We start from the raw sequence: 24606 nt of genomic DNA, 5'->3' as shown, positions 1-24606 counted from the left end.
AAATGTCGAGGGAATAGATGGCCGCCGGGGGGCGTAAGCACCCCGTCATGGCATCGCATTTCCACCGAACACGATCGATCCTCTCCTCGCCTTCGCCCCGCAAAGCGGATCGTCCGCTCCGCGTCGCGTTGTTTTCGGGCAATTACGACTGCGTGCGGGACGGTGCCAATCAGGCACTGAACAAGCTGGTCCATCATCTGGAATCAAAGCATCGTGCGACCGTGCGCGTCTATTCTCCCCGCGCCCGCATCCCCGCTTTCGCGGCGGAAGGCGATATTCGCGCGGTGCGCTCGCTCGGCCTGCCGGGACGGCCCGAATATCGGCTCGCCCTGGGGTTGCCCCGTGCGACGCGTGCCGATCTCGACGGTTTTTCGCCCGACATCGTCCATCTGTCCGCGCCCGACTGGCTGGGGTGGCAGGCACTGGGCTATGCCCGCCGCATGGGTATCCCCGCCGTTGCCAGCCTGCACACCCGCTTCGAAACCTATGCCGATTATTACCGATTGTCCTTTCTGCGTCCTGTCATCGAACGCTATCTCGACCGTTTCTATGGCCGGTGCGACCGCATCCTCGCCCCGACGCGCTCCATCGCCGAAGATCTGGCGCGGGTCCATGGCGAGGATCGCGTCGGCATCTGGGGCCGGGGCGTGGATCGCGCGCGCTTCCATCCCGCCCTGCGGTCCGACGCATGGCGCGCAAGCCATGGATATGACGGCGACGATGTCGTGCCGCTTTTCTTCGGGCGGCTGGTGCTCGAAAAGGGGCTGGACCTGTTCGCCGAGACCATCGCGTCGTTGCGGGCGCGGGGCCACAGGTTGCGTCCGCTGATCGTGGGCGAAGGCCCGGCGCGCGGTTGGCTGGCGCAGCGGCTGCCTAACGCGACCTTCACCGGCCACCTGGAGGGGGAAGAGCTGGGCCGCGCAATCGCCAGCGCGGACATCCTCGTCAACCCCAGCGTCACCGAAGCGTTCGGCAACGTCAATCTGGAGGCCATGGCCAGCGGTCTTTGCGTCGTGTCGGCCAATGTGCCGAGCGCGTCAGCGCTCGTGACGCACGGACGCACGGGGCTGCTGGTGGACCCGACCGACGCTGCGGCCTACGCCGATGCGGTCGAGCAGTCGATTCGCCAGCCGCACCGCCGCCGCTGGATGAGCGCGATGGCCAGTGCACAGGCGGATCGCTATGACTGGGGCGAGATATTGTCGCAGGTCTACCGATCCTATGTCGATTGCCTCGGCGATCCGCCCACGTCCGCCACAGCCGAAGAGCTGACATCGTGCGCTGGCTGAAACCGGGCAGGGGCGACGCAATCGGCGACGACCTTGTCGTCATGCGCCGTTATGCCCGGTCGCTGGCGCGCGACGATCAGGATGCCGACGATGTCGTGCAGGACGCGCTCGTCCGCGCCATCGAGCGGCAGGGGACATTCCAGCCGGGGCGCGGGCGGCGGCAATGGCTGCTCGCCATCGTGCACAACGTCTTCGTGTCGGCCAAGCGGAGGGAAGCGGCGGAGGCCCGGCGCGATGCCCGTTTCGCCCAAACCATGTTGTCCCATGTCGACGCCGATCAGGAGGATCGTGCCCGGCTCGCTCAGTTGGCGCAGGCTTTCGCAGCGCTCAGCGACCAGCACCGCTCGGTGCTGCATCTGGTGGCGGTGGAAGGCATGACCTACAGGGAAGCGGCGGATATTCTCGACGTTCCGGTCGGCACGGTCATGTCGCGGCTCGCACGTGCGCGAACGGCGCTGCGGGACCGGCAGGGCGGATCGGGCGAAAGGATGCTGCGCGTGGTTGGAGGACAGGATGACTGAAACGCCCGCCGATCAGGAACTGCACGCCTATGTGGACAACGAACTGGACGACTTGCGCCGGTTCGCGGTCGAAAGCCATCTGGCCGATCATCCCGAACTCGCAGCGCAGGTGATGGGCGACATGAGCGCGCGCACCGGCCTGCGCCTGCTCGCCCGCCGGGCGGAGGATGCGCCGGGGCCATTGTCGAACGCGGCGGCGGCGCTCGCCTCGCCCGGCTTTCGGCCCTTCTGGCGCAGGGCAGCACCCGTCGCCGGACTGGGTGTCGCCGCCGCTCTGCTGTTGGCGCTGGTCGCAAAGCCCACGCCGCCGGGCTATGTCGACATGGCGGTGGCGTCGCATCGCGTGGCGATGATGCGCGCCCGCATGGTGTCGCAGGTCGAAGCGCTGGCGCTCGACCACCGCGAAATCCTATCGCGCACGCATATCGACCTGCCTGCGCTGCCCGGAGACTGGCATGTGACCGACGTTCAGCTTTTCCCTACCGGCGGCAGCCCCGCGCTGCTGGTCGCGGTGAAGACGGCGGCGGGCAAGCGGCTGTCGATCTTCGCCACGCGCGAGAAAAGCGATGCGCCCGCCATTCCCGACGCCGTGCGGGAGGGTGCGGAGTCCGTTGCCTACTGGCGTCGCGGCGACATGTCCTACGCGCTGACCGGGGACGACGATCCCCGCGCGATCGACCGGACAGCCGAACAGCTCAACCGGTCCTGGTCCTGACGGCGAGCGAAGCCATCCTGTTCTAGAACTGCCGGATCACACGCAGCCCGGCGTGAGGCCGCCCCTTTTTGCCGCGATCCTTGTGGAAGCCCAGGCCCGCCTGAACGCCCATCGCCTCTGTCATCGTCAGGTGAAGCTGCGGCATGATGAGCATATGGCCTTCCTGTCCGCCCAGATAGTTGATTTCCAGGCCGATCACGCTCGCGTCCGACGCGTCGTAGAACAGCGACTGGTTGACGATTGCAGCATTGCGCCCGGTGCGGCGTTTGGTGTCGATATCCCACAGCCCGGCCATGCTGACGCCGCTCCACCGGTCGGAAAACCGATGGACCACCATATAGGCAAGGCTGCTGGAATAGCGCTGCTCATGCCGGTCGTAGATGCCAAGATACTGCACGCCATGCGCGCTCCGTCCGCCGTCGAAGCTCCCGAACGCGGCCTGTAAGCCCAGCTTATATTCGACCGGTCGCCCGTTTTCGAACGGCAGCTCCCCCTCTATGGCAAAGCCGTCGGCCAGCGCATATTCGACCTCCGGCGCCCAACTGAGCGGGCGGTCCGGCCCGGAAAGCGGAGCGGTGGCGAGTATGTTCGCCTCCAGCTCGCCGCGCCGCGCGCCGAGCGGGCGCATCATGTCGAATATCATCGGTTCGGGCACGGCGGGATAGTCGCTCGCCCGTCCATGCCCGCTCACGCCGACAGCCAGAGCCGCCACCGTCAGGCGCATCCACGCCCGACATAGATGATATGATCCGGTCCTCACTCTGTCCCACCCGCATTCAGTCTCGATCCTTTACGAGGCCGGGCGGCGATCTATTCCGTCGCAGTGCAGGCGCCGCCGCGTGGTGAGACGCAACCGATTGCACGGATGGCGCTTCTGTCGCCTGCGACGGGGCGGTGACCTGCGCTCTATCGAGAGCGTCATCGGTGGGCGGGCATGCGTGCGGCGCGTCAGGCCAGCGCGTCCAGCGCGAGCGCGACCGCGCCCAGCGGCCCTGCCTGATCGCCCAGTGCGGGCGTGCGAACGATGCGCTCCACGCTCGCCTCGTCCACGAAGGGGAGGTAGCCGTCGAGCACGCCGAGCAGCTTCGCGCGGACCATGGGGATCAGGTGCGGTCGCCCCATGCCGATCCCCCCGCCTATTAACACCTGCCGCGCGGCGGTGGTGAGCAGGACGCTGGCGACAAGCTGCGCGATGTCGCTCGCCACATTGTCCCATCCCGGCGCGTCGTCGGCGATCCGGTTGCCTGGCATCCCGAAGCGCGCGGCCAAAGCCGGGCCGCTCACCAGCCCCTCGATACAGTCGCCGTGAAAAGGGCAGGTTCCGGCAAAGCTGTCCCCCGGCGCGCGGCGCACCATGATATGGCCGATTTCGGGATGCATCGCCCCGTGCAGCGGTCGTCCGTTCACGACCAGACCGCCACCCACCCCGGTCCCGATGGTGATGTAGCAAAGCGAGTCGCTCGGTCGTTCCCCCTGCGCGCCCGCTCCCCAGCGCCATTCCGCCAGCGCCGCGCCGTTCACATCGGTGTCGACGGCGAACGGGCAGTCGAGCCCGTCGGTCAGCGCGCCGGCGATGTCCGCCCCGGACCAACCGGGTTTGGGCGTCGGGAGCATCACGCCGAAATCGGATGCCGCCGTGTCCAGCCGCAGCGGCCCGAACGACGCGATACCGAGCGCGGCGAACGGCTCCTCGGCATACCAGCGCTTGAGCGTCGATGCGGCCTCGCCCAGTGTTTCGTCCGGCCCCCTCGTCGGGATCGACACGCGGTCGACGATCGTGCGCCCCCGCGCCCGCAGAACGAACACCTTGGTGCCGCCCAGCTCCACACCGGCCAGCAAGGGTTCGGCGGTCACGACCGCACGATCCCGGCCCGGTCTTTGCCGAAGCGAGGGACGCCGAATGCCTCGTCGAAGGGGGAGGGCGATCCGGCGAAGGCAGGATAATGGCTGATGTCCGCAGCATCGCAGACATCGGAGGAATCGCGAGAGACCTTGACGGTGCCGCCGCCGCTTGTCTGCTTATCCCAAACAGGGTCGGACCTCACGACCTCATCACCCCTTGGCGGCACGGCACGGGGCTGAAAATAAAATAGTCGGACGCGGCACACGATGCGTCAGCGTTTTTCGATTTTGCCGTCCGGCGCTTTATCCTCGACCGGCGGCGGCGGCACATCGACACGAATTTCCACCCGGCGATTGCGTGCCTGACCTTCGGGATCTTCGGTGCCGTCGAGTTTGCGATTGGGCGCGATGGGCCGTGCTTCGCCCAGTGGGATCACGGTGATGCGCGACGCGGGGACGCCCTTTTCTTCCAGATAGGTTTTGACGGCTTCCGCCCGTCGGCGCGAGGCCGCCAGATTCTGCGCGTCGGAGCCGCGCGAATCGCTGTGGCCCCAGATGGTGATCGGCCCGCCCGCCCGGAAGAGTTCCCCGGCGATCAGCCCGTCGATCAGCGCTTTCCCGGCATCGTCGGGCTGCGCGCCGCTGGCCGGAAACGGCACCACGAGCGTGGTCGGCTCGGGCGTGGGCGCAGGTTCGGGGGCGACGTCCACGTCCGGGCGGATGATCGATTTCTTCTCCGGCTCCTTGTCGGCGGATGCGGCCGTGTTGGCGGCGTTGGCGACATTGTCGGGGGCCGCTACGGGCTGTTCGTCCGGTTTGCAGGCCGCCAGCGCAACCAGGCTCAGGCTCACGGTCGCCAACGTCGCTGCGCGATGGAACGGGACTTTCACAGGCTCGCCTCCTTCATGATGGCACGGCGCGATTGTTCCGCATCCGCGTGGCGCGAAGGGCCATAGGAAATAACCAGATCGCCCGGCTGCGGCGAGGGGCGCGACGCGTGCGTGAAGAAGCGGATGCGACCGTCCTTCTTCAGCACGAACAGCATGTCCGCCTCGTCGGGCAGGGCCGATTGCGCGTCGGCGAAATCGAACTGCTCGCTGATGCGCGTCTTGCGGAAGGTCCAGCCCGCCGCCTCACGTGCGCGAATGTCCTCCACGCCATGGCCGGACGTGAACAAAGCCCGCCCGCGCAATGCCTCGGGCAGGCTGCGATGATCCTCGTCGTCGCCATGGCCGCCCAGCTGGTAGACGAGGTCGCGGCCGATTTCCGGTGCGAATTCGCTGCACACCAGTGCGTTATAGGCTTCGTTCTCCGTCGTGGCGATCAGCACCTGGAACTGGGTCAGGTCCAGCCGGTCCTCGGTCGCTTCGGCCAGGATTTCGCCATGATAGGTTGCGATCCCCGCCTGCCGCGCCGCCGACAGCAGCTGCCAGCTCGTATCGGCAATCGTCACCGGCAGGTCGAGCGCCCGCACCTGCCGCGCCAGCGACAGGCTCCACGGCGTGCTGCCGACGATCAGCAGCCCCTTCTGCGTCGCGCCCGTGACCTTGAGCCATCGCGCCACATGGCGGATGCTGAACCCATGGGCGACGATGGTCGCCACCACCACCGCAAAGGACAGCGTGACAAGGATGCCGCCATCGCCATAACCCAGCTGGTCGAGGCGCAGCGCGAACAGCCCCGACACCGCAACCGCGACGACACCGCGCGGCGCGATCCACGCGACCAGCAGCCGTTCGTTCCACGGGATCTTGCTGAACGCCAGCGACACCAGCACCGTCGCGGGCCGCACGAGGAACAGCAACGCCAGCAGGAAAGCGAGGAAACGCCACTCGAACTGGCGCAACACGTCGAAATCCAGCGATGCGGACAGCAGCACGAACACGCCGGATATGAGCAGGACCGTCACATTCTCCTTGAACGGCTGGATGTCGCGGAGCGAATCCACCCGCATGTTGGCGATCGCGATTCCCATCACCGTGACCGCCAGCAGTCCGGTTTCCTGCTGGATGACGTTCGACAGCACGAAGGTACCGATCACCGCGACCAGCAGCACGGGGGCTTTCAGATATTCGGGCACATGCCCACGCGGGAAGGCCCAGGCTACCGCCCGCGCCGCGCCATAGCCGATGAGGCCCGCGACCACCGCCGCGCCCAGCAGCGACGCCACCACCGCGACCAGCGTCGCGCCTTCGTCGACACGCCGCAGATATTCATACGTGATGACCGCGCACAGCGCGCCGAAAGGATCGTTGACGATCGCTTCCCATTTCAGGATCGCGCGGGGGCGGGGGGCAACGTTGCTCTGGCGCAGCAGCGGGATGACGACCGTCGGCCCGGTGACGATCAGGATGCCCGCGAACAGGATCGCGACCGGCCACACCAAGCCCGCGACATAATAGCAGGCCATCGCGCCCAACACCCATCCCAGCGGAATGCCGATCAGCATCAGCCGCGCGACCGCGCCTTCGGTCTTGCGCAATTCCCGGAAATTGAGGCTGAGGCCGCCTTCGAACAGGATCAGCGCCACCGCGACCGATATCATCGGTTCGAGCAGTTCGCCGAACGTGTGTTCCGGTTCGATAAGGCCGGTAATGGGACCCGCGACCACGCCGGCGGCGAGCATCAGCGCGATGGCGGGCCAGCCCGTTCGCCAGGCGATCCATTGCGCGCCGATACCCAAAATGCCGATCAGCGCGAAGACGAGGGCGTGGTGCTCCATGGAGGAAGCCTAACCCGTCAAACCGGCAAAAGGTAGCGCGTTGCGCGGAAATTTTTGCCTGGCCTACGAAAAAGGGGCGACCCTTACGCAGGCCGCCCCTTTCGCAAAATGCAGTGAGCAAAGGCTTATTTGGTGCCTTCCGCCGCCTTCGCCTTGCCGCCCTTCTTGCCCTTTTTGGGCGCGGCGGGCGTGATTTCGAAGGCCAGCGCCGATCCGCCGCCGGCATCCTCCTTCATGTGGACATGGACTTCGCCGCCATGGACCAGCTTGCCGAAGAGCAGTTCCTCGGCCAGCGGCTGCTTGATCTTTTCCTGGATCAGGCGGCCCATCGGACGCGCGCCGTAAAGCTTGTCATAGCCCTTGGCGGTCAGCCATTCCTTCGCGGCATCGTCCAGCGTGATGTGTACGTCGCGGTCGGCCAGCTGCAGTTCCAGCTGGAGGACGAACTTGTCGATCACGCGCGCTACGATCTCGGTCGGCAGATAGCCGAACGGCACGATGGCGTCGAGGCGGTTGCGGAATTCCGGGGTGAAGAGCTTCTTCACCGCATCCTCCTGCACATCGTCGCGCGACAACTCGCCGAAACCGATGCTTTCCTTCGCCATGTCCGACGCACCGGCATTGGTGGTCATGATGACGATGGTGTTGCGGAAATCGACCGTCTTGCCGTGGTGATCGGTCAGGCGTCCGTTATCCATCACCTGCAACAGGATGTTGAACAGGTCGGGATGCGCCTTCTCGATCTCGTCCAGCAGCAGGACGCTGTGCGGGTTCTGGTCGACCGCATCGGTCAAAAGCCCGCCCTGGTCGTAACCGACATAGCCCGGAGGCGCGCCGATCAGGCGGCTGACCGAATGGCGCTCCATATATTCCGACATGTCGAACCGCTGGAGCGGAATGCCGAGCAACGTGGCCAGCTGGCGCGCGACTTCCGTCTTGCCGACGCCGGTGGGCCCGGAAAACAGGTAATTGCCGATGGGCTTGTCCGGATCGCGCAGGCCCGCCCGGCTCAGCTTGATCGCGCTGGACAGCACCTCGATTGCCTTGTCCTGGCCGAAGACGACGCGCTTGAGGTCGGTGGTCAGCGATTCCAGCACGCTCTTGTCGTCCGACGACACGGTCTTGGGCGGGATGCGCGCCATCGTCGCGATGACCTGTTCGATCTCCTTGGGGGTGATCGTCTTCTTGCGCTTGGACGGGATCACCAGCATCTGCATCGCGCCGACCTCGTCGATCACGTCGATCGCCTTGTCGGGCAGCTTGCGGTCGTTGATGTAACGGGCCGACAGTTCCACCGCGGCCTTGATCGCGTCGGGCGTGTATTTGACGTGGTGATGCTCCTCGAACGCGGAGCGCAGGCCCGCGAGGATCTTGATCGTATCCTCGACCGAAGGCTCGTTCACGTCGATCTTCTGGAACCGGCGCAGCAGTGCGCGGTCCTTTTCGAAATGATTGCGGAACTCCTTGTAGGTGGTGGAGCCGATGCAGCGGATCGTCCCGCCCGACAGGGCGGGTTTGAGCAGGTTGGACGCATCCATGGCCCCGCCGCTGGTCGCGCCAGCCCCGATCACCGTGTGGATTTCGTCGATGAACAGCACCGCGTGCGGCATCTTTTCCAGTTCGGTGACGACTGCCTTCAGCCGCTCCTCGAAATCGCCGCGATAGCGGGTGCCCGCCAGCAGAGCGCCCATGTCGAGCGAATAGATCACCGCTTCCTTGAGCACTTCGGGCACGTCGCCCTCGACGATCTTGCGCGCCAGACCTTCCGCAATCGCGGTCTTGCCCACGCCCGGATCGCCGACATAGAGCGGATTGTTCTTCGACCGGCGGCAGAGGATTTGGACGGTGCGGTCGACTTCGGCGGACCGGCCGATCAGCGGATCGACCTTGCCCCGGCCCGCCTTTTCGTTGAGGTTGACCGTAAACTGGTCGAGCGCGCTGTCCTTCTTGCCCTTGCCGTCCTGCACCTTCTTTTCCTCCTCGGCGGTGCCCTTGCTTTCCTGACGCTCGGGCTGGGGCGTGCCCTTGCCGACGCCGTGGCTGATGAAGCTGACGGCATCGAGACGGCTCATGTCCTGCTGTTGCAGGAAATAGACGGCATAGGATTCGCGCTCGGAAAACAGCGCGACCAGCACATTGGCGCCCGTGACCTCATCCTTGCCGGAGGATTGGACATGCAGGATCGCGCGCTGAACGACGCGCTGGAAACCGCTGGTGGGGGAGGGGTCGGACGCACCCTCCACCTTCAGGCTGTCGAGTTCGGTGTCGAGATAGTGGGTGACGGCATCGCCCAGTTCGCCCAGCTCGACGCCGCACGCCTGCATCACCTTCGATGCATGTTCGTCGTCGATCAGCGCCAGCAGCAGATGCTCCAGCGTCGCATATTCGTGCCTGCGCTCCGACGCATGGGTCAGCGCGTTGTGCAGCGTGGTTTCGAGAGCGGGTGCGAAAGATGGCATTGTCGTTCTACTCCTGGCCCCGGTGAGGGGCGGTACAGAACCGGATGTCGGCATTGCTCGACGCGGGATCAAGGGCCTGCCCCCGACCAGCGGAATTGCCTGACTGCCCAAGCCCGGAGAAGCCCTGACGGGCGACAGGGGCGGGGCGCGGGTTCATCGCCTGAATAGCGCCTCGGCACTTGCCTTATGGTTAACGGCGCTGTCTTTCTTCGCTCTGGTCCGCACGATCTCCGCTTCCAGGGCGGCGATGCGGGCGTCCAGTTCGGCAACGGACAATGGCCCCAGATCCTGTGTCATCAGGCGGGTCAGAGGATCGTCGCCCTTGCGCGGCAGATACTCGTCCATGTCCATGACGGGCAATGTTGACCCTGATCCCCACTCTGTCAATAAGGGCGCGCGTGCAGTCCGTCGATTTCTGACGCGGCGCAGCATAAGAGGGGCGGGCAATGGCAGACGGATTTACGATCCCGGATGAGATGACGGCGATCGGCATTGCGACGCCCGGCGGACCCGAAGCGCTGGTGCCGGAAACCCGTGCCGTTCCCGTGCCCGGCCCCGGCGAGGTGCTGATCCGCGTAACGGCGGCGGGGGTCAACCGGCCCGACGTGCTGCAACGGCAGGGGAAATATCCGCCACCGCCCGGCGCGTCCGACATTCCGGGCCTCGAAATATCGGGCGTCGTCGTCGCGCCGGGCAGCGGCGTGGACATGCCGATGGGGCAAAATGTCTGCGCGCTGGTCGCAGGCGGGGGCTATGCGCAATATGCCGTGGCGCCCGCGGGCCAGTGCCTGCCCGTGCCCGAAGGCTATGACATGGCGGAGGCCGCCGCGCTTCCCGAAACGCTCTTCACCGTGTGGACCAACCTGTTCGAACGGGCCTATGTGGTCGCGGGCGACACGGTGCTCGTCCATGGCGGAACCAGCGGCATCGGCACCATGGCGATCCGCCTCTGCAACCTGTTCGATATCCGGATCGCCGTCACCTGCGGGTCGGACGACAAATGTTCCCAGGCCCGCAGGTGGGGGGCGGACCATGCGATCAACTACCGCACGCAGGACTTCGTCGAGGAAGTGAAGCGCATCACCGACGGGCAGGGGGTGCAGGCGGTGCTCGATATGGTCGGCGGCGATTATCTGCCCCGCAACGTCGATTGCCTGGCCGAGGATGGCCGTCACGTCTCCATCGCGACGCTGGGGGGTGCGAAGGCGGAAGTCTTCATCCCCGCGATCATGCAGCGCCGCCTGACGCTGACCGGATCGACGCTGCGCGCGCGGTCGGTGGGGTTCAAGAGCCTGGTCGCCGACGAACTGATGCGCACCGTATGGCCGTTCGTCGGCGAAGGCCGGCTGCGCCCCGCGATGGACCGTCGCTTCGCCCTTGCCGACGCGGCGCAGGCCCATGCGCGCATGGACGCGGGCGAGCATTTCGGGAAGATCGTGCTGATCGTCTGACGCTCTTATGAGGGCGTGAAACCGTCGCATTTCCGTCATATCCGGCGCGGGATTGTAACATAGTCCGCGTAAGGAATCGTTCCCGAGGATGAAGGTCTTTGGGGACGACATATGAACGCCATCACGCGCCTGCCTTTCCTGAGCGATGTCGAGGATATCGCAGACGACCGCTTCCACATACCCGAACGCGAAGGGCAGCGCCGCCGCTATCGCAGCATCTGGATATCGGACATTCACCTTGGCACGCGCGGCTGCAACGCGACGATGCTGATCGACTTCCTCGATAGCGTGGACAGCGACACCATTTACCTCGTCGGCGACATCATCGACGGCTGGCGCCTGAAAAAGCGTTTCTACTGGCCCGCCAGTCACAACGACGTGGTCTGGCGCCTCATGAAACGCGCCAAGCGCGGCACCCGCGTCGTCTACATCCCTGGCAACCATGACGAAATGTTCCGCCAGTTCACCGGCATGAGCTTCGGCGGCGTGGAAATCCGGCGCAAGGCGATTCACGAGACGGCGGACGGGCGCAAGCTGCTGGTGCTGCACGGCGACGAATTCGACACCATCATGCTGGCCCATCGCTGGCTCGCCTTCGTGGGCGACGCCGCCTACACCATGCTGATGCGCCTCAACGTCGTGGTGAACGCGGTGCGCCGCCGCATGGGCCTGCCCTACTGGTCGCTGTCCAAGATGGCCAAGCACAAGGTCAAGAACGCGGTCTCCTTCATCTCCCGGTTCGAGGAGGTGGTGGCGCACGAAGCGGGCGCGCGCGGTGTCGACGGGGTGGTGTGCGGCCATATCCACAATGCCGAGATGCGCCGGATCGCGGGCGTCGATTATTATAACGACGGCGACTGGGTCGAAGGCTGCACCGCGCTGGTCGAGCATCGCGACGGCACGATGGAGGTGCTCCACTGGGCCGATGAGATCGCGAAGCGCGAAGCGGGCAAGGCGCCCTCGCGCGCGCAGCTCGCTGCCTGATCCGAAGGATCGCCCGTCATGCGCATCGCCATCGTCACCGACGCCTGGACCCCGCAGGTGAACGGCGTCGTCCGCACGCTCCAGACCATCCGCGCTGAGCTCGAAAACATGGGGCATCCGGTCGAGGTGATATCCCCCGATCTCTACGGCTCTATTCCCTGTCCGACCTATCCTGAAATCCGGCTGGCGCTGGTCCGTGCGAGCGTGGTGGGGCAGGCGATCGCCGCCTTCCGCCCGGACGCCGTGCATCTCGCGACCGAAGGGCCGCTGTGCCTCGCGGCGCGCCGCTGGTGCCTGCGCGCGAAGGTGCCCTTCACCACCGCCTATCACACCCATTTCCCCGATTATGTGGCGCAGCGCACCGGCCTGCCCGCCGCCTGGTTCTGGCGCTATATCCGCTGGTTCCACGGTCCTGCGCAGGCGGTGCTGGTTTCGACCCGGTCGGTGCGCGATCAACTGCGCGCCCACGGCCTTCCCAACGTGCGCCCATGGGGCCGGGGCGTCGACCTTGCCGCCTTCACGCCGCAGGCCCCCGCGCCCGCCGCCTTCGCGGGTCTTGCGCGCCCGATCCTGCTCTATGTCGGGCGGGTCGCGGTGGAAAAGAATATCGCCGCCTTCCTCGCCGCCGACCATCCCGGATCGAAGGTGGTGGTGGGCGACGGCCCCGCCCGCGCCGCGCTGGAGAAGGCGCATCCCGATGCGCGGTTCCTGGGGCCTCTGTTCGGCGCGGACCTGGCCGGGGCCTATGCCGGGGCGGACGCGTTCGTCTTCCCCAGCCGCACCGATACGTTCGGTCTCGTCATGATCGAGGCGCTCGCCTGCGGCACGCCGGTCGCGGCCTATCCCGTCACCGGGCCGGTCGACATCGTGACGCCCGAAACCGGCGCGCTGGGCGAAGACCTGTCCGCCGCCATCGCCTCTGCCCTGACGAAGGACCGGGGGGCCTGCGCCGCTTATGGCCGCAGCTTCAGCTGGGACCGCAGCGCGCGCGAATTTCTGTCCGGCCTCCACGCCATCGACCCCGATGTGATGGAAAGCGCGGCCTGACGCTTTTTCTTGCCGCTGGTGCAAGGATGTTCTATCTCTGATCCGCCGTGGCCGCCCTGCTTGGGCGGCCCTTATCGTTTTTACGCCGGAGAGAGTCCCCGTGTCCCAGCCCCTGATGCCCCACGCGACCGCCAGCTGGCTGGTCGACAATACCGCGCTCAGCTTCGACCAGATCGCGGAATTCTGCGGGCTCCACATCCTTGAGGTGCAGGCCATCGCCGACGATACCGCCAGCATCAAATATACCGGTCGCGATCCCGTCCGCGCACATGAAATCACGATGGACGAAATCCACAAGGGCGAAACCAACCCCGACTACAAGCTCAAGATGCTGAAGGGCCCCGAACCCGTCCGCCGCACGAAGGGGCCGCGCTACACGCCGGTCAGCAAGCGGCAGGACAAGCCCGACGGCATCGCCTGGATCCTGCGCAACCATCCCGAAGTCTCGGACGGCGCCATCGGCAAGCTCATCGGCACCACCCGCACCACCATCGCCGCGATCCGCGACCGCACGCACTGGAACATCTCCAACATCGTGCCCAAAGATCCGGTGACGCTCGGCCTTTGCTCGCAGCGGGAACTGGACGCGCTGGTCGTCCGCGCCGCGAAGAAGGCAGGCATCGAAGCGCCCACCGATTCGCGCCTGGACGGCGACCGCGAAGCGCTGATCGAGGAACTGCGCCGCGAGCGCGAGGACGCCACCCGCCGTGCGGAGGAAGCGCTCAAGACCGAGTCCGAATTCATTTCGGGCGCAGCCACGATCCTCGATCCGTTCAGCAGCAACAAGGGCGAGGTATAATGCCGTAGCGTCATCCGACGCTGCATCGAAAATTGCCATAAAGCGGCAATAATCCGGGGCCGCGCTACATGGGGGCGCGGCCTTTTTGCGTTTGTTGACGCTTGCGTAAAGTGCGACGCCCCCATACACTCGCCGCCATGGAGAGCGTAGAAAAAATCTGGCGAGAACGGTACCAGCACCCCACGGCCTGGGACCAGACATTCCCCCCCAAATCGATGGGCGAAATGGTGACGGAAAGCGCGACCGCGCATCCTGACGCCTTCATGGTCGATTTCCTGGGGCGCAAATTCACCTATGGCGATATGTTCGTCCAGATCCGCCGGATCGCCTGCGGGCTTCAGGCGATGGGCGTGGGGAAGGGCGACCGGGTCGGCCTCTACCTCCCCAACACGCCGCATTATGTCGCGGCCTATTATGGCGCGTTGATGGCGGGCGCCATCGTCGTCAACTTCTCCCCCCTCTACACCGCCGCCGAACTGGAGCATCAGGTCGAGGATAGCGGCACGAAGATCCTCTTTACCCTGTCGGCCAGGGCGCTGCTGCCCACCGCGCTCGAAGTGCTGGAACATAGCAGCCTCGAAAAGCTGGTCGTCGGGTCGGTGGCGGAGATGCTCTCGCCGGTCAAATCCCTGCTGTTCCGCTGGTTCAAGGCGAGCGAGAGCACGCCCATCCCGGACGATCCGCGCGTGCTGCGCTACGACCGGCTGGTCGCCAATCGCGGGGATTGCGTCGTGGCGGATATCGATCCTGTCAACGACATCGCGCTGCTGCAATATACCGGCGGCACTACCGGCACGCCCAAGGGCGCGATGCTGACCCACCAGAACCTGACCGCCAACGCGCGGCAGGCCCAGGCAATCGACCCGCACCAGCATGAACAGGACCGCATCATCGCGGTGCTGCCCTTCTTCCACGTCTTCGCCAATACCTGCACGCTCAATCGCACCGTGGTGAACGGGGGCGAGATGGTGATGCTGCCGCGCTTCGACGCGGCGCAGGTGCTGGCCGCCGTCCAGCGGGTGAAGGCGACCTCGCTGCCCGGCGTGCCGACGATGTTCCAGGCGCTGCTCGATCATCCCGCGATCCGCAACATCGACTTTTCCTGCCTGCGCGCCTGCATATCGGGCGGCGCGCCGCTCCCGCTCGAACTCAAGCAGCGGTTCGAGGCGGCAACGGGCGCGCAACTGATCGAAGGCTATGGCCTCACCGAAACCAGCCCGATCGTCTGCTCCAATCCCTATGAGGGGTTGAACAAGAGCGGCACCGTGGGACAGCCGGTTCCCGGCACGCGCGTCAGGCTCGTCGACCGGGACGACCCGACCAGGCCCCCGCCCGAAGGCGAGCCGGGCGAACTGCTCTTTGCCGGGCCGCAGATCATGAAGGGATACTGGAACCGCCCGGACGCCGATGCCGAAGTGTTCGTCGGCGACTATGTCCGCACGGGCGACGTCGGGATCGTCGACGAAGACGGTTATGTGAAGATCGTCGACCGGTTGAAGGACATGATCGCCGTCGGCGGTTTCAAGGTGTTTCCGAGCCAGGTCGAACAGGTCCTCTATCACAATCCCGCGGTCAAGGAGGCGCTCGTGATCGGCGTGCCCGACCGCTATCGCGGGGAACAGCCCAAGGCGTTCGTGACCCTGAACGAAGGGTTCGAAACGGACGGCGCGACGCTCAAGGACTGGCTCAATCCCCAACTCGGCAAGCATGAGCGGGTGTGCGATGTCGAAGTGCGCCTCAACCTGCCCCGGACGCTGGTGGGCAAGCTGTCGCGCAAGGAACTGGTGGCCGAGGAGCGCGCCAAGGCGGAAGCGGCGATGGCGGAGGCTGGAACCGTCGCCTGACCGTTCCTATCTGTGCGACAAGACCAGATATAAGGAGCCGATCATGGCGCAAGAAGTCGCAACCCTCGCCGGCGGATGTTTCTGGTGCACGGAGGCCGTGTACCAGAACCTGAAGGGTGTATCGTCCGTCGAGAGCGGCTATATCGGCGGGGCGCAGCCTGACCCCACCTATGAGCAGGTATGTTCGGGCAATACCGGCCATGCCGAAGCGATCCGCATCGCGTTCGATCCCGATGTGATTTCCTACGGCGACCTGCTCGACATCTTCTTCGCGACGCACGATCCGACGACGCTCAACCGTCAGGGCAACGATGTCGGCACGCAATATCGCTCGGCGATCTTCCCCCATTCGCCCGAGCAGGAGGCGCAGGCGCGTGCCGGGATCGATCGGGCGCAGGCGGATCGGTCGTCCCCCATCGTCACCGCGATCGAACCGGACGCTCCCTGGTATCCGGCGGAGGATTATCACCAGAAATATTGGGACCGGGTCGGCGACCGCAATCCCTATTGCATGGCTGTGATCCCGCCCAAACTCGCCAAGCTGCGCAAGGGCTTTGCAGACCGCATCGACGCCTAGCGTGCGGCCGGCCGACCGGATCCGCTCATATCATCGTTAGTGAGCGGTTCACGGTCGCTGTGCTAGGAATGGCCCCTGTTGCCACACGGTCGGGGGACCATGCCCATGAAGATGAAGCTCATTCTTGCCGCGCCGGTCCTGCTGCTGGCGCTGCCCGGCTGCGTCCGCACCGTCGCCAGTGTCGTCACCGCGCCCGTGCGCGCGACGGGCAAGGTGATCGACTGGACCACCACCAGCCAGGAAGAGGCCGATCGCAACTACGGACGCAAGATGCGCAAGCAGGAGGCGCGCGAGGGTCGTGAGATGAAGCGGCAGGCCAAGGAACGCCGCCGCCAGTGTCGCGAAGCGGGCTATCGCGACTGCGACTAGCGCGTCATGCGTCGCCGGACATAGCCATGGCTCAAGCCGCAGCCCGCCGCAGCCGGTCGTTGATCGCGACGCCGATCCCCTCCATAGGGACGGGCGCCACCGCGATGCGCGCCGCCGCGCTTGCGTCTGCCACATGGAGCGCCGCGAACAGCGCCGCCGCCGCTTCGCGCAAATCCGCCTCGACGCTCAGGTTCATGTGGCAGGGCATCAGGCCGAACCCGATCAGATATTCGTCCCGCTCCCCCCGCGTGGCGTTCAGCCGCACGGGCTTGGACGGGGCATAATGGCTTTCGAGCTGGCCGGGCGCCTCGATCCGTCCGCCTGCGCCCTCGACCACGGGCAGGCCGCTCGCCTCCTCCATCATCATCGCCGTGACAGGGCCAGGGCGCAACAGGCGCATGCGGTGGCTTTCGGGCGCGGCGATGGTGGATTCCAGCCCCTCGCTGGTCGGCCCTTCGTCCAGGATCATGCGGATCTTGCCGTTCAGGCTGGCAAGCACATGCTCGGCCCGTGTCGGGCTGATCGACCCGCTGCGGTTGGCGGAAGGCGCAGCGAGCGGGCAGCCGCTTTCGCGGATCAGAGCGCGCATCGCGGGATGTGCGGGCAGGCGCAGCGCGACGGTGGGCAGGCCCGCCGTCACCAGCGGCGACAGGCCGCTATCGTCCCGCACCGGCAGCACCAGCGTCAGCGGCCCCGGCCAGAACCGGTCGGCCAGCAGCGCCGCCGTCGGCGACACATGCGCCAGCCGCTCGGCCATCGCCCGGTCGGCGACATGCACGATCAGCGGGTTGAAACTGGGACGCCCCTTGGCGCTGTAGATCGCGGCGACCGCGCTGCTGTCGGTCGCGTCGGCGGCCAGGCCATAGACGGTTTCGGTGGGGACGGCGACGGGCTCTCCCGCCCGGATCAGCAGCGCCGCCTCGCGCAGCGCCTCGGCGCCATAGCGGCAGGATCTGGTGGAAAAGGTCGATTGAGCGATGGTCACGATCCTCGCGATATAGCCCCCGGTCGTCCGCAGTAAAAGTGCATTGCGTCACGACCGTGACAGGCGTGCGACCTTGCCGGGGCCGGGCGGCGGCCCTAAGCCCCTTTGCCATGACCGACGCTCTTCTCGCCCGCATCGCAGACGCTCTGGACCGTATCGCGCCGCCCCCGCCTGCGCCCGCCGATCTTGCCGCCGCGCCCGCCTATGTCTGGGACGGGCGCAGCGTGCGTGCGGTCGATCCGTTCGCGCCGGTCGACTATGCGCTGCTGTCGGGCATCGACGCGCAGAAACAGGCGCTGCTGGACAACACCCGCCGCCATGCCGCGGGCCACGCCGCCCATGACGCGCTGCTGTGGGGGGCGCGGGGCACGGGCAAGTCGGCGGCGGTGGCGGCGGTCGTCGGCCATGTGCAGGGGCAGGGGCAGGACATCGCGCTGATGCAGTGCGCGATCGACGAACTCGCCAGCCTGCCCGCGCTCTTCACCCTGCTGCGCACCACCGCGCGGCCTTTCATCCTCTTCCTCGACGATCTCGGTTTCGACGGGGAGGGCGGGGGGCAGGCGCGCGCGCTCCGTTCGCTGCTTCAGGGCGGCACGGCGGCGCGTCCGGCCAATGTCCGGCTCTACGTCACGTCCAACCGCCGTCACATCGTCCCCCGGAATCTGGCCGAACAGGACGATCCCATCAATCCGCGCGATGTAATCGACGACAAGATGGCGCTGTCCGACCGCTTCGGCCTCAGCCTCGGCTTCCACGCCATCGACCAGGACGCCTATGTCGCCATCGTGCGCGGCTATGCCGACCGCCTCGGTCTTGCCTTCGATCCGCTCGAGGCGATCCGATGGGCGACGCAGCGGGGCAGCCGCTCGGGCCGCGTCGCGTGGCAATATGTGGTCGAACTGGCGGGGCGGAACGGCCTTTCGGTCTAACGCGCTTTCGTCACGCGCCAGATCGTGTTGCCCACATCGTCGCTGACCAGCAGCGCGCCCTTCGCGTCGCCGGTTACGTCGACCGGGCGTCCCTGCGCGTTGCCGTCCTTGTCGAGGAAGCCGGTCAGGATGTCGACGGGCTTCGCCTTCCCGGTCTCGCCATCGGTAAAGCCGACATAGACGACCTTGTATCCCGCCGCGGGCTTGCGGTTCCAGCTGCCGTGCAGGCCGACGAACGCACCGTCGGTGTAGGGCGCGCCCAACTGCACCTTGTCGGTGAAGGCAAGGCCCAGCGCGGCGACATGGTTGCCCAGCGCATAGTCGGGCCGCTTGGTATATTCGCGGATTTCGGGGCGCTGCGGCTGGACCCGGCGATCCTCGTAACCGCCCCAGTAATTCCACGGCCATCCATAGAACGCGCCGAACTCCACCCGCGTCAGATAGTCGGGGACGAGGTCGCCGCCCAGCATGTCGCGTTCGTTGACCACGCCCCACAACGCGCCGCTCTTGGGTTCGAAGGCAAGGCCGACGGGATTGCGCAGCCCGGATGCGAAGATGCGTTTATACCCCGTCTTCGGATTGACTTCCAGCACCAGGGCGCGCCCGCGCTCCATCTCCAGCCCGTTTTCGGCGATGTTGCTGTTCGATCCGACCCCGACATAGAGCAGCCCCTCGGGGCTGGCCGCGAGGCTCTTGGTCCAGTGATAATTGGGTCCCTGCGCGGGCAGGTCGATGATCTTGCGGCCCTTGCCCTCAATCTTCGTCTCGCCCTCCTTATAGGGGAAGGCCATCAGCGAATCGGTGTTCGCGACGTAGAGCGTATCGCCGATCAGAGCCATGCCGTAAGGAGAGCGCAGTCCGGTGAGGAACACGCTCTTCACCTCCGCCCGGCCGTCGCCATCGGCATCGCGCAGCAGCGTGATGCGATTGGCTGACGGCACGCCTGCGCCCGCCTTCTTCATGAAATAGGCCATCACCCGGTCGACGATACCCTTTTCGGGCCGGGGCGGGCTGTTCGTTTCGGCGACGAGGATATCGCCGTTGGGCAGTTTCAGCATCGCGCGCGGATGCGCCAGCCCGTCGGCAAAGCGGGCGACGGTCAGCCCCTTGGCCGCTACCGGTTTGGCGTTCGCACCCCATGGCTTTACCTCGGCGATGTTGACCGTGGGCAGCATCTCGCTGCGCGGCGCGGTGAACACCGGCTCCGGCCCCGTGTCCGCGCCCGGCGGCAACTGGGCGGTGTCGCCCTGCGCCAGATAGAGGAAAGCGCCCCCGGCAAGGGCGATCGCAATGAGCGGCAGGGCGATGAAATGCTTCTTCATGCCGCCTATCTATGCGTCGCGGGGGCACGCGGCAAGCGGCAGCGCGCGCTACCCGTTGCGTTCGCGCAACCACAGCAGCACGGCGATGGCCACGCCCAGCGCAGTGCCGGTCAACAGGCCGATGCTCGGTTGTCCCATCAGGCCGCCGACGATGGTGCCCGCGATGATCGACAGCGCGATGATCGCGCCCGCGCCGGTGGGATTCTTGCTGTCTTTGCCCTTCATGCTGCGGCCTTGCCACGCCGCCCCGCGCGCGCGCAAGGGGCTTGCGCGCCGTGCCGGAGCGGGACGGGCGGTCCCGATGCAGGACAGTGCGTCCCTGCGCGGGACATGGCTAACCGCGCCTTCACTTTCGTATCCGGCTTTGGCCGCCAAACGCTTGATCTGGCATGAAAATTGATGCAGGTGCGGCGCTGGCAGGGTCGCGGTGGGGCGACGCCACGAGAGCGGGGTTTGCATGTATTTGCCTTATGTCGCGGATCGCCGCAGCTTCGAGGACGCTGCCGATCTCATGGCACAATTCGGTGCCAATGCGGGTTACGAGGCGGCGGCCCGTGCGGACAAAAGCCTCGACCTCGGCAACCACATCACCTTCTGCCACTGGCGCCAGATCGAGCGTCTGATCGTCGTGCTCGCGTGCCGGGAAGCGGTCGGCACGGTGCATTGATCGGTGGGCACGCGCCCGACGTTAGTCGTCGGTCTTGTCCCACGTCTTCCCGATCAGCCACAGGTGAAGCCATTGCGCCGCGACCAGCATCGTGCCGATGAGGACGGTGACAGGCAGCACCTGATTCTCCTGCCCCGGCCTTGGCCCCATCGTCAGCGCCATGACCGTGACGAACCCCATCATCCCGGCCGCCAGCACCGGCATCAAGCTGAGCGCCACGGCGCGCGGCGCGGTCCAGTTGACCTCGCCGCCGAGCGACCATTGCATCGGCAGGCTGTCGTGATGGCGCAGGCGCCGGTTGGCGCGCACCGCGAGGCCGGCTATCGTCAGGACGAACAGGGCGGAGAGGACGGCGACGATCATCGCGCCAGCCTTAGCACCGGACAGGCTTTGCAGCCAATCCCACCGCCCGGCGCGCTACAGGCGCAGTCCCGCCGTCTCCGGCAATCCCGCCAGAATGTTGAGGTTCTGTACCGCCGCGCCCGCCGCGCCCTTGCCCAGATTGTCGAGCGCCGCCACCAGCCGCACCTGGCCGCTCTGCGCGTTGCCGAACACGAAAAGCTCCAGCCGGTCGGTCGCGCCGACATGCTCGATGGCGACGCCGGTCATTGCGGCGCTATCCTCCATCGGGGCGACCGCAACTATGGGCGACCCGGCATAGGCCGCCGCCAGCGCGTCATGCACCTGTTCGACCGAAGGCGCGCCGGGCAGGGCGTGGAGGTGCAGCGGCACTTCGACGATCATCCCGCGATACGTGTTCGCGACCGCAGGGGCGAAGATCGGCGCATGGGCAAGGCCCGAATGACGCTGCATTTCGGGCAGATGCTTGTGAGCCAGCGTCAGGCCATAGGGGCGAAACGCGCTGGCATCGGCGTCGACCGCTTCATAATCGGCGATCATCGCCTTGCCGCCGCCCGAATAGCCCGATGCGCCGGATACCGTCACCGGCAGGTCTTCGGGCAGCAGGCCCGCCATCACCAGCGGGCGCACCAGCGCCAGGAAACCGGTGGGCCAACAGCCCGGATTGGCGACGAGGCGGCTCTGCGCCAGCCGTTCGCGATGGCCCGGCTCCAGTTCGGGAAAGCCATAGGTCCACCCCTCGCTTACCCGATGTGCGGTGGATGCGTCGATCACCCGCGTGGTGCCGTTGTCGATCAGCGCCACGGCTTCCCGCGCGGCATCGTCGGGCAGGCACAGGATGACGATATTCGCGCCGTTGAGCGCTTCGGCCCGCGCGCCCGCATCGCGGCGGCGCTCCTGCGGCACGGTGATGATCGACAGTTCGGGCCGCCCCGCCAGCCGCTCGGCAATTTCGATGCCGGTGGTTCCGTGCCCGCCGTCGATAAAGACCTTCGTCGTCATGCGCCTATCCTCCGCCGCGCAATGACCGGTTGCGCATGGGTGCCCGCCAGTCGCGCGACGACGTCGGCCAGAGATTCCTCGACCACCGCCATCCAGTGCGCGTTGGCGTGGAGCAGCGTCGCGCCGTCGATCATGATTCCGACATGGCCGGGGAAGAACAGGATGTCGCCCCGCTGCAACCCGGCTTCGCTGTCGATGGGCGATCCGATCCCTTCGCATTGCAGGTCGGTGTCGCGCGGCGCGGCGATGCCCGCGCTTGCCAGCGCGACCTGCACGAGGCCGGAGCAATCGATGCCGCGATGCCCGCGCCCGCCCCAGACATAGGGCATCCCGCCATAGGATTGCGCCACCGCTACCCAGTCCTTTGCGATGCTATCGACCGGCGCGATATGCCGCATGTGCAGCCATCCTTCGGCGCAGGCGAGGAAATCGCCCTCCGCTTCGCCCGATACCTGCGCACCGCGCGGCCAGTAGTCGGCGACGGGCGCCTTGATATCGGGCGCGCGGAACAGCGGCGCGGTCTGCGCGGTCACGCGGTGGGTCGTCGTCTCCCACACGTCCAGCGCCTCGCGCCGCACATAGCCCACATAGCCGTCATGACCGCAAAAGCCCCAGGCCCAGTCGGTCGTCACGTCGAGCGCGTGAAAGCTTTCCCCGCGCAGCAATTCGCTGACGGCTTCGGCGGTGGGCGATGTGGAGGACAATAGCGGCGTTCCTGCCGCGACGCAGGTCAGCGGGACGGCGCGCGCATAATGGGCGGAGAAAAGCGTGCCCGCGAGCGACAGGTCGGCAAGGTCGCCGCGCGCCGCATGAACCCGGCGGTCGAGCGCTACCGACCGGCCATCGAGGTGGAAACGGGTTCTTTCAGGCGGAGCGGTCCGCAGCGGGTCTTGATTGCCTTTCATCGCGCGCGGTTCCTGCGATGAAATGGTGAAAGGCGTCAAGGAATTCCGCCCCCTTGCTCGTCCGGGTGATGAAAATATTGCGGCGATCCGCCGCATCCCTTTCCCGTCGAAGATAGCCGAGCGCCGACAGCTTGTTCAGCGCTCGGGTGATGACCGGTTTGGATACATGCAGTTCCTCGGCCAGGCCACGCACGGTGTGCGGTCCGGAACCGATATAGACCGTCATCATGAGGGCCATCTGCCGGTTGGTAAGGTCGGGCTTGCCCGATCGGACATAATCGACCAGCGTACGCATCCACTGGCCCAGAGGCTGGATGCCCGGTCGCTCGATTTCGATGGTAGCGGTCTGCGCGTTCATGTGCGGCTTAACGCGCCATTGCCAATCCGGTTGCGTAACGGACAGGCGGTATTGCGACTGCTTATCCTTTTCTGCCGTAACGTTGCTGCAGCAATCTAAAAACGGCCCTCAGCCCCAACGCTTCGCCCCCCTTGGGCCGCCCCGGCTTCGCTGTCGGTCGCCATGCGAATGTGTCGAGGTGCAACCAGGGCGTTCCTTCGGGCACGAAGCGCTTCAGGAACAGCGCCGCCGTGATCGCGCCTGCGAACCCGCCTTCGCCTGCATTGCTGATGTCGGCGATGTCGGACTTCAGCATTTCGGCATAGCCGTCCCACAGCGGCAGCCGCCATGTCGGGTCGTCGACTTCGGTCCCCGCCGCCGCGACCTGCGCCGCGAGCGCGTCGTCGTTGGCGAAGAGGGCAGGCAGGTCCGGCCCCACCGCCACGCGCGCCGCGCCGGTCAGCGTCGCGAAATCGATCACCAGGTCGGGCGCATCCTCGCCCACTTTGGTCAGCGCGTCGCCCAGCACCAGCCGCCCTTCGGCATCGGTATTGCCGATCTCGACCGTGATCCCCTTGCGCGTGTGCAGCACGTCGCCGGGGCGGAAGGCGTTGCCGCTTATCGCATTTTCCGCCGCCGCGATGGCGAGGTGGAGCTGCACCGGCAGCCCCGCTGCCATGACGAGCTGGGCCAGCGCCAGCGCATGGGCCGCGCCGCCCATGTCCTTTTTCATGAGACGCATCCCGGCGGACGGCTTGATGTCCAGCCCGCCGCTGTCGAAACAGATGCCCTTGCCGACCAGGGCCAGGCGCGGATGGTCGTCCTCGCCCCAATGGAGTTCGATGAGGCGCGGGGCGAACGCCCGGTCGGCGGCCCGCCCGACGGCGTGGATCATGGGATAGCCCTGCTCCAGCGCATCGCCCTGCGTCACTGTGACGGTCGCGCCGAATGCGGCCGCCAGCTTTTCCACCGCCGCCTGCAAATCGGGCGGCCCCATGTCGGCGGCGGGCGTGTTGACGAGGTCGCGCACCGTCGCCACCGCCCGCGCCAGCTGCACGGTCGGGTCGATCCGCGCGACGTCCCCGGTCAGCAGCACGCGCGGCCCGACCGGGTGATCCTCCTTGCGGTAGCGCCCGAACCGATATTGCCCCGTCAGCCAGCCGAGCGCCGCCGCGCCGGGCGATCCTTCCGCCAGCCGATACGCACCCTCGGGCAGCGTTTCGGCCAGCCGCGCGAGGCACCATGGGCCGAGCGCTTCGCGATCCGCGACGCCTGCGACCACCGCCCAATGCTCCGCCGTGTCGCCCGGCAGGATCGCATGTTCATGCGCCTTGCCCCGGAATTTCTGCGCCGCGACCAGCGCGCGCACTCCGTCCGGCTGAGCGCCGATCCAAGCGTCGAGGTGCGTGGCATCGACGAGGTGGATCATATGGGCTGGTTGCTGGTTATCGGCTTTGAGCAGGTCGGCGGGATCGATCAT

Annotated in this window: 27 protein-coding genes; 12 read left to right on the top strand and 15 right to left on the bottom strand. The window is 66.6% G+C overall.

Going from position 1 to position 24606, the window contains the following annotated elements:
- Positions 1-47 precede the first annotated feature (47 nt).
- The 3 genes from DI606_RS05090 to DI606_RS05080 are packed head-to-tail and all read left to right on the top strand — an operon-like array spanning position 48 to position 2525.
- A complete protein-coding gene (locus tag DI606_RS05090) occupies positions 48-1289 on the top strand; it encodes a glycosyltransferase family 1 protein (RefSeq protein WP_293980301.1) in 1242 nt (413 codons plus the stop codon).
- Entirely contained in the window at positions 1277-1810 is a 534-nt protein-coding gene (locus DI606_RS05085) for a sigma-70 family RNA polymerase sigma factor (RefSeq protein WP_293980300.1), read from the top strand. The genes DI606_RS05090 and DI606_RS05085 overlap by 13 nt, the downstream gene beginning before the upstream one ends.
- Complete coding sequence (locus DI606_RS05080; RefSeq protein WP_293980299.1) at positions 1803-2525, top strand: anti-sigma factor; 723 nt, start codon at positions 1803-1805, stop codon at positions 2523-2525. Before DI606_RS05085 ends, DI606_RS05080 begins: the two co-directional genes overlap by 8 nt.
- 22 nt (positions 2526-2547) lie before the next feature.
- On the opposite strand, the gene DI606_RS05075 is transcribed toward DI606_RS05080, so the two are convergent.
- The 7 genes from DI606_RS05075 to DI606_RS05045 all read right to left on the bottom strand — a co-directional run bounded on the left by DI606_RS05075 (position 2548) and on the right by DI606_RS05045 (position 9899).
- Positions 2548-3237 carry a hypothetical protein gene (locus DI606_RS05075; RefSeq protein ID WP_293980298.1) on the bottom strand — a complete coding sequence of 230 codons (690 nt, stop codon included), beginning with the start codon at positions 3235-3237 and terminating at the stop codon, positions 2548-2550.
- Positions 3238-3473: 236 nt separating this feature from the next.
- A complete protein-coding gene (locus DI606_RS05070) occupies positions 3474-4364 on the bottom strand; it encodes an ROK family protein (protein ID WP_293980356.1) in 891 nt (296 codons plus the stop codon).
- A gap of 11 nt (positions 4365-4375) precedes the next feature.
- Positions 4376-4570 (bottom strand): hypothetical protein, encoded by a 195-nt coding sequence (locus DI606_RS05065; protein ID WP_293980297.1) that lies wholly within the window; start codon positions 4568-4570, stop codon positions 4376-4378.
- 69 nt (positions 4571-4639) lie between these two features.
- Positions 4640-5257 (bottom strand): OmpA family protein, encoded by a 618-nt coding sequence (locus DI606_RS05060; RefSeq protein ID WP_293980295.1) that lies wholly within the window; start codon positions 5255-5257, stop codon positions 4640-4642.
- Positions 5254-7089 carry a sodium:proton antiporter gene (locus tag DI606_RS05055; RefSeq protein WP_293980293.1) on the bottom strand — a complete coding sequence of 612 codons (1836 nt, stop codon included), beginning with the start codon at positions 7087-7089 and terminating at the stop codon, positions 5254-5256. Before DI606_RS05055 ends, DI606_RS05060 begins: the two co-directional genes overlap by 4 nt.
- Positions 7090-7214: 125 nt before the next feature.
- Positions 7215-9548 (bottom strand): ATP-dependent Clp protease ATP-binding subunit ClpA, encoded by a 2334-nt coding sequence (gene clpA / locus DI606_RS05050; RefSeq protein ID WP_293980292.1) that lies wholly within the window; start codon positions 9546-9548, stop codon positions 7215-7217.
- Positions 9549-9701: 153 nt separating this feature from the next.
- Complete coding sequence (locus DI606_RS05045) at positions 9702-9899, bottom strand: DUF1192 domain-containing protein (protein ID WP_293980354.1); 198 nt, start codon at positions 9897-9899, stop codon at positions 9702-9704.
- Between the two features lie 95 nt (positions 9900-9994).
- On the opposite strand from DI606_RS05045, the gene DI606_RS05040 reads away from it, so the two are divergent.
- The 7 genes from DI606_RS05040 to DI606_RS05010 all read left to right on the top strand — a co-directional run bounded on the left by DI606_RS05040 (position 9995) and on the right by DI606_RS05010 (position 16619).
- A complete protein-coding gene (locus DI606_RS05040; protein ID WP_293980291.1) occupies positions 9995-10999 on the top strand; it encodes an NAD(P)H-quinone oxidoreductase in 1005 nt (334 codons plus the stop codon).
- 111 nt (positions 11000-11110) lie between these two features.
- Positions 11111-11983 (top strand): UDP-2,3-diacylglucosamine diphosphatase, encoded by an 873-nt coding sequence (locus DI606_RS05035; protein ID WP_293980289.1) that lies wholly within the window; start codon positions 11111-11113, stop codon positions 11981-11983.
- Between the two features lie 18 nt (positions 11984-12001).
- The gene (locus tag DI606_RS05030; RefSeq protein WP_293980287.1) at positions 12002-13030 is read left to right on the top strand and encodes a glycosyltransferase family 1 protein; all 1029 of its coding nucleotides are present in this window, start codon (positions 12002-12004) and stop codon (positions 13028-13030) included.
- A gap of 115 nt (positions 13031-13145) precedes the next feature.
- Complete coding sequence (locus DI606_RS05025) at positions 13146-13829, top strand: DUF1013 domain-containing protein (protein ID WP_293980353.1); 684 nt, start codon at positions 13146-13148, stop codon at positions 13827-13829.
- Between the two features lie 137 nt (positions 13830-13966).
- The gene (locus DI606_RS05020; RefSeq protein ID WP_293980352.1) at positions 13967-15673 is read left to right on the top strand and encodes a long-chain fatty acid--CoA ligase; all 1707 of its coding nucleotides are present in this window, start codon (positions 13967-13969) and stop codon (positions 15671-15673) included.
- 43 nt (positions 15674-15716) lie between these two features.
- On the top strand, positions 15717-16250 hold the full coding sequence (gene msrA / locus DI606_RS05015; protein WP_293980285.1) for a peptide-methionine (S)-S-oxide reductase MsrA: 534 nt from the start codon (positions 15717-15719) through the stop codon (positions 16248-16250).
- Between the two features lie 105 nt (positions 16251-16355).
- The gene (locus DI606_RS05010; protein ID WP_293980284.1) at positions 16356-16619 is read left to right on the top strand and encodes a hypothetical protein; all 264 of its coding nucleotides are present in this window, start codon (positions 16356-16358) and stop codon (positions 16617-16619) included.
- Between the two features lie 31 nt (positions 16620-16650).
- Here DI606_RS05010 and DI606_RS05005 read toward each other — a convergent pair whose 3' ends face one another.
- A complete protein-coding gene (locus tag DI606_RS05005) occupies positions 16651-17604 on the bottom strand; it encodes an L-threonylcarbamoyladenylate synthase (protein ID WP_293980282.1) in 954 nt (317 codons plus the stop codon).
- A 110-nt stretch (positions 17605-17714) separates the two neighbouring features.
- Between DI606_RS05005 and DI606_RS05000 the strand changes: the two genes are divergently transcribed.
- Complete coding sequence (locus tag DI606_RS05000) at positions 17715-18533, top strand: DUF815 domain-containing protein (RefSeq protein WP_293980281.1); 819 nt, start codon at positions 17715-17717, stop codon at positions 18531-18533.
- Here DI606_RS05000 and DI606_RS04995 read toward each other — a convergent pair.
- Positions 18530-19855, bottom strand: coding sequence for a sorbosone dehydrogenase family protein (locus DI606_RS04995; protein WP_293980280.1), 1326 nt, complete (start codon positions 19853-19855; stop codon positions 18530-18532). The two genes, DI606_RS05000 and DI606_RS04995, sit on opposite strands and share 4 nt — an antisense overlap.
- A gap of 48 nt (positions 19856-19903) precedes the next feature.
- The gene (locus tag DI606_RS04990) at positions 19904-20080 is read right to left on the bottom strand and encodes a hypothetical protein (protein ID WP_293980278.1); all 177 of its coding nucleotides are present in this window, start codon (positions 20078-20080) and stop codon (positions 19904-19906) included.
- A 232-nt stretch (positions 20081-20312) separates the two neighbouring features.
- Between DI606_RS04990 and DI606_RS04985 the strand changes: the two genes are divergently transcribed.
- Positions 20313-20522: a hypothetical protein gene (locus tag DI606_RS04985; protein ID WP_293980277.1), complete on the top strand. Its 210-nt coding sequence runs from the start codon at positions 20313-20315 to the stop codon at positions 20520-20522.
- Positions 20523-20543: 21 nt separating this feature from the next.
- Here the strand turns inward: DI606_RS04985 and DI606_RS04980 are convergent, their stop codons facing one another.
- From DI606_RS04980 to DI606_RS04960, 5 genes are all read right to left on the bottom strand, one after another.
- Positions 20544-20885 (bottom strand): hypothetical protein, encoded by a 342-nt coding sequence (locus tag DI606_RS04980; protein WP_293980275.1) that lies wholly within the window; start codon positions 20883-20885, stop codon positions 20544-20546.
- Positions 20886-20939: 54 nt separating this feature from the next.
- A complete protein-coding gene (gene argC, locus DI606_RS04975; RefSeq protein ID WP_293980274.1) occupies positions 20940-21884 on the bottom strand; it encodes an N-acetyl-gamma-glutamyl-phosphate reductase in 945 nt (314 codons plus the stop codon).
- The gene (locus DI606_RS04970; RefSeq protein WP_293980272.1) at positions 21881-22789 is read right to left on the bottom strand and encodes a C40 family peptidase; all 909 of its coding nucleotides are present in this window, start codon (positions 22787-22789) and stop codon (positions 21881-21883) included. Before DI606_RS04970 ends, argC begins: the two co-directional genes overlap by 4 nt.
- Positions 22749-23147, bottom strand: coding sequence for a MarR family winged helix-turn-helix transcriptional regulator (locus DI606_RS04965; RefSeq protein ID WP_293980270.1), 399 nt, complete (start codon positions 23145-23147; stop codon positions 22749-22751). The genes DI606_RS04970 and DI606_RS04965 overlap by 41 nt, the downstream gene beginning before the upstream one ends.
- 61 nt (positions 23148-23208) lie before the next feature.
- On the bottom strand, positions 23209-24606 hold the full coding sequence (locus tag DI606_RS04960) for a M17 family metallopeptidase (RefSeq protein ID WP_293980268.1): 1398 nt from the start codon (positions 24604-24606) through the stop codon (positions 23209-23211).

The sequence above is a fragment of the Sphingobium sp. genome (genome assembly GCF_003248505.1).
Classification (GTDB): Bacteria; Pseudomonadota; Alphaproteobacteria; order Sphingomonadales; family Sphingomonadaceae; genus Sphingobium.
This window is presented reverse-complemented; position numbering and strand designations above follow the sequence as displayed.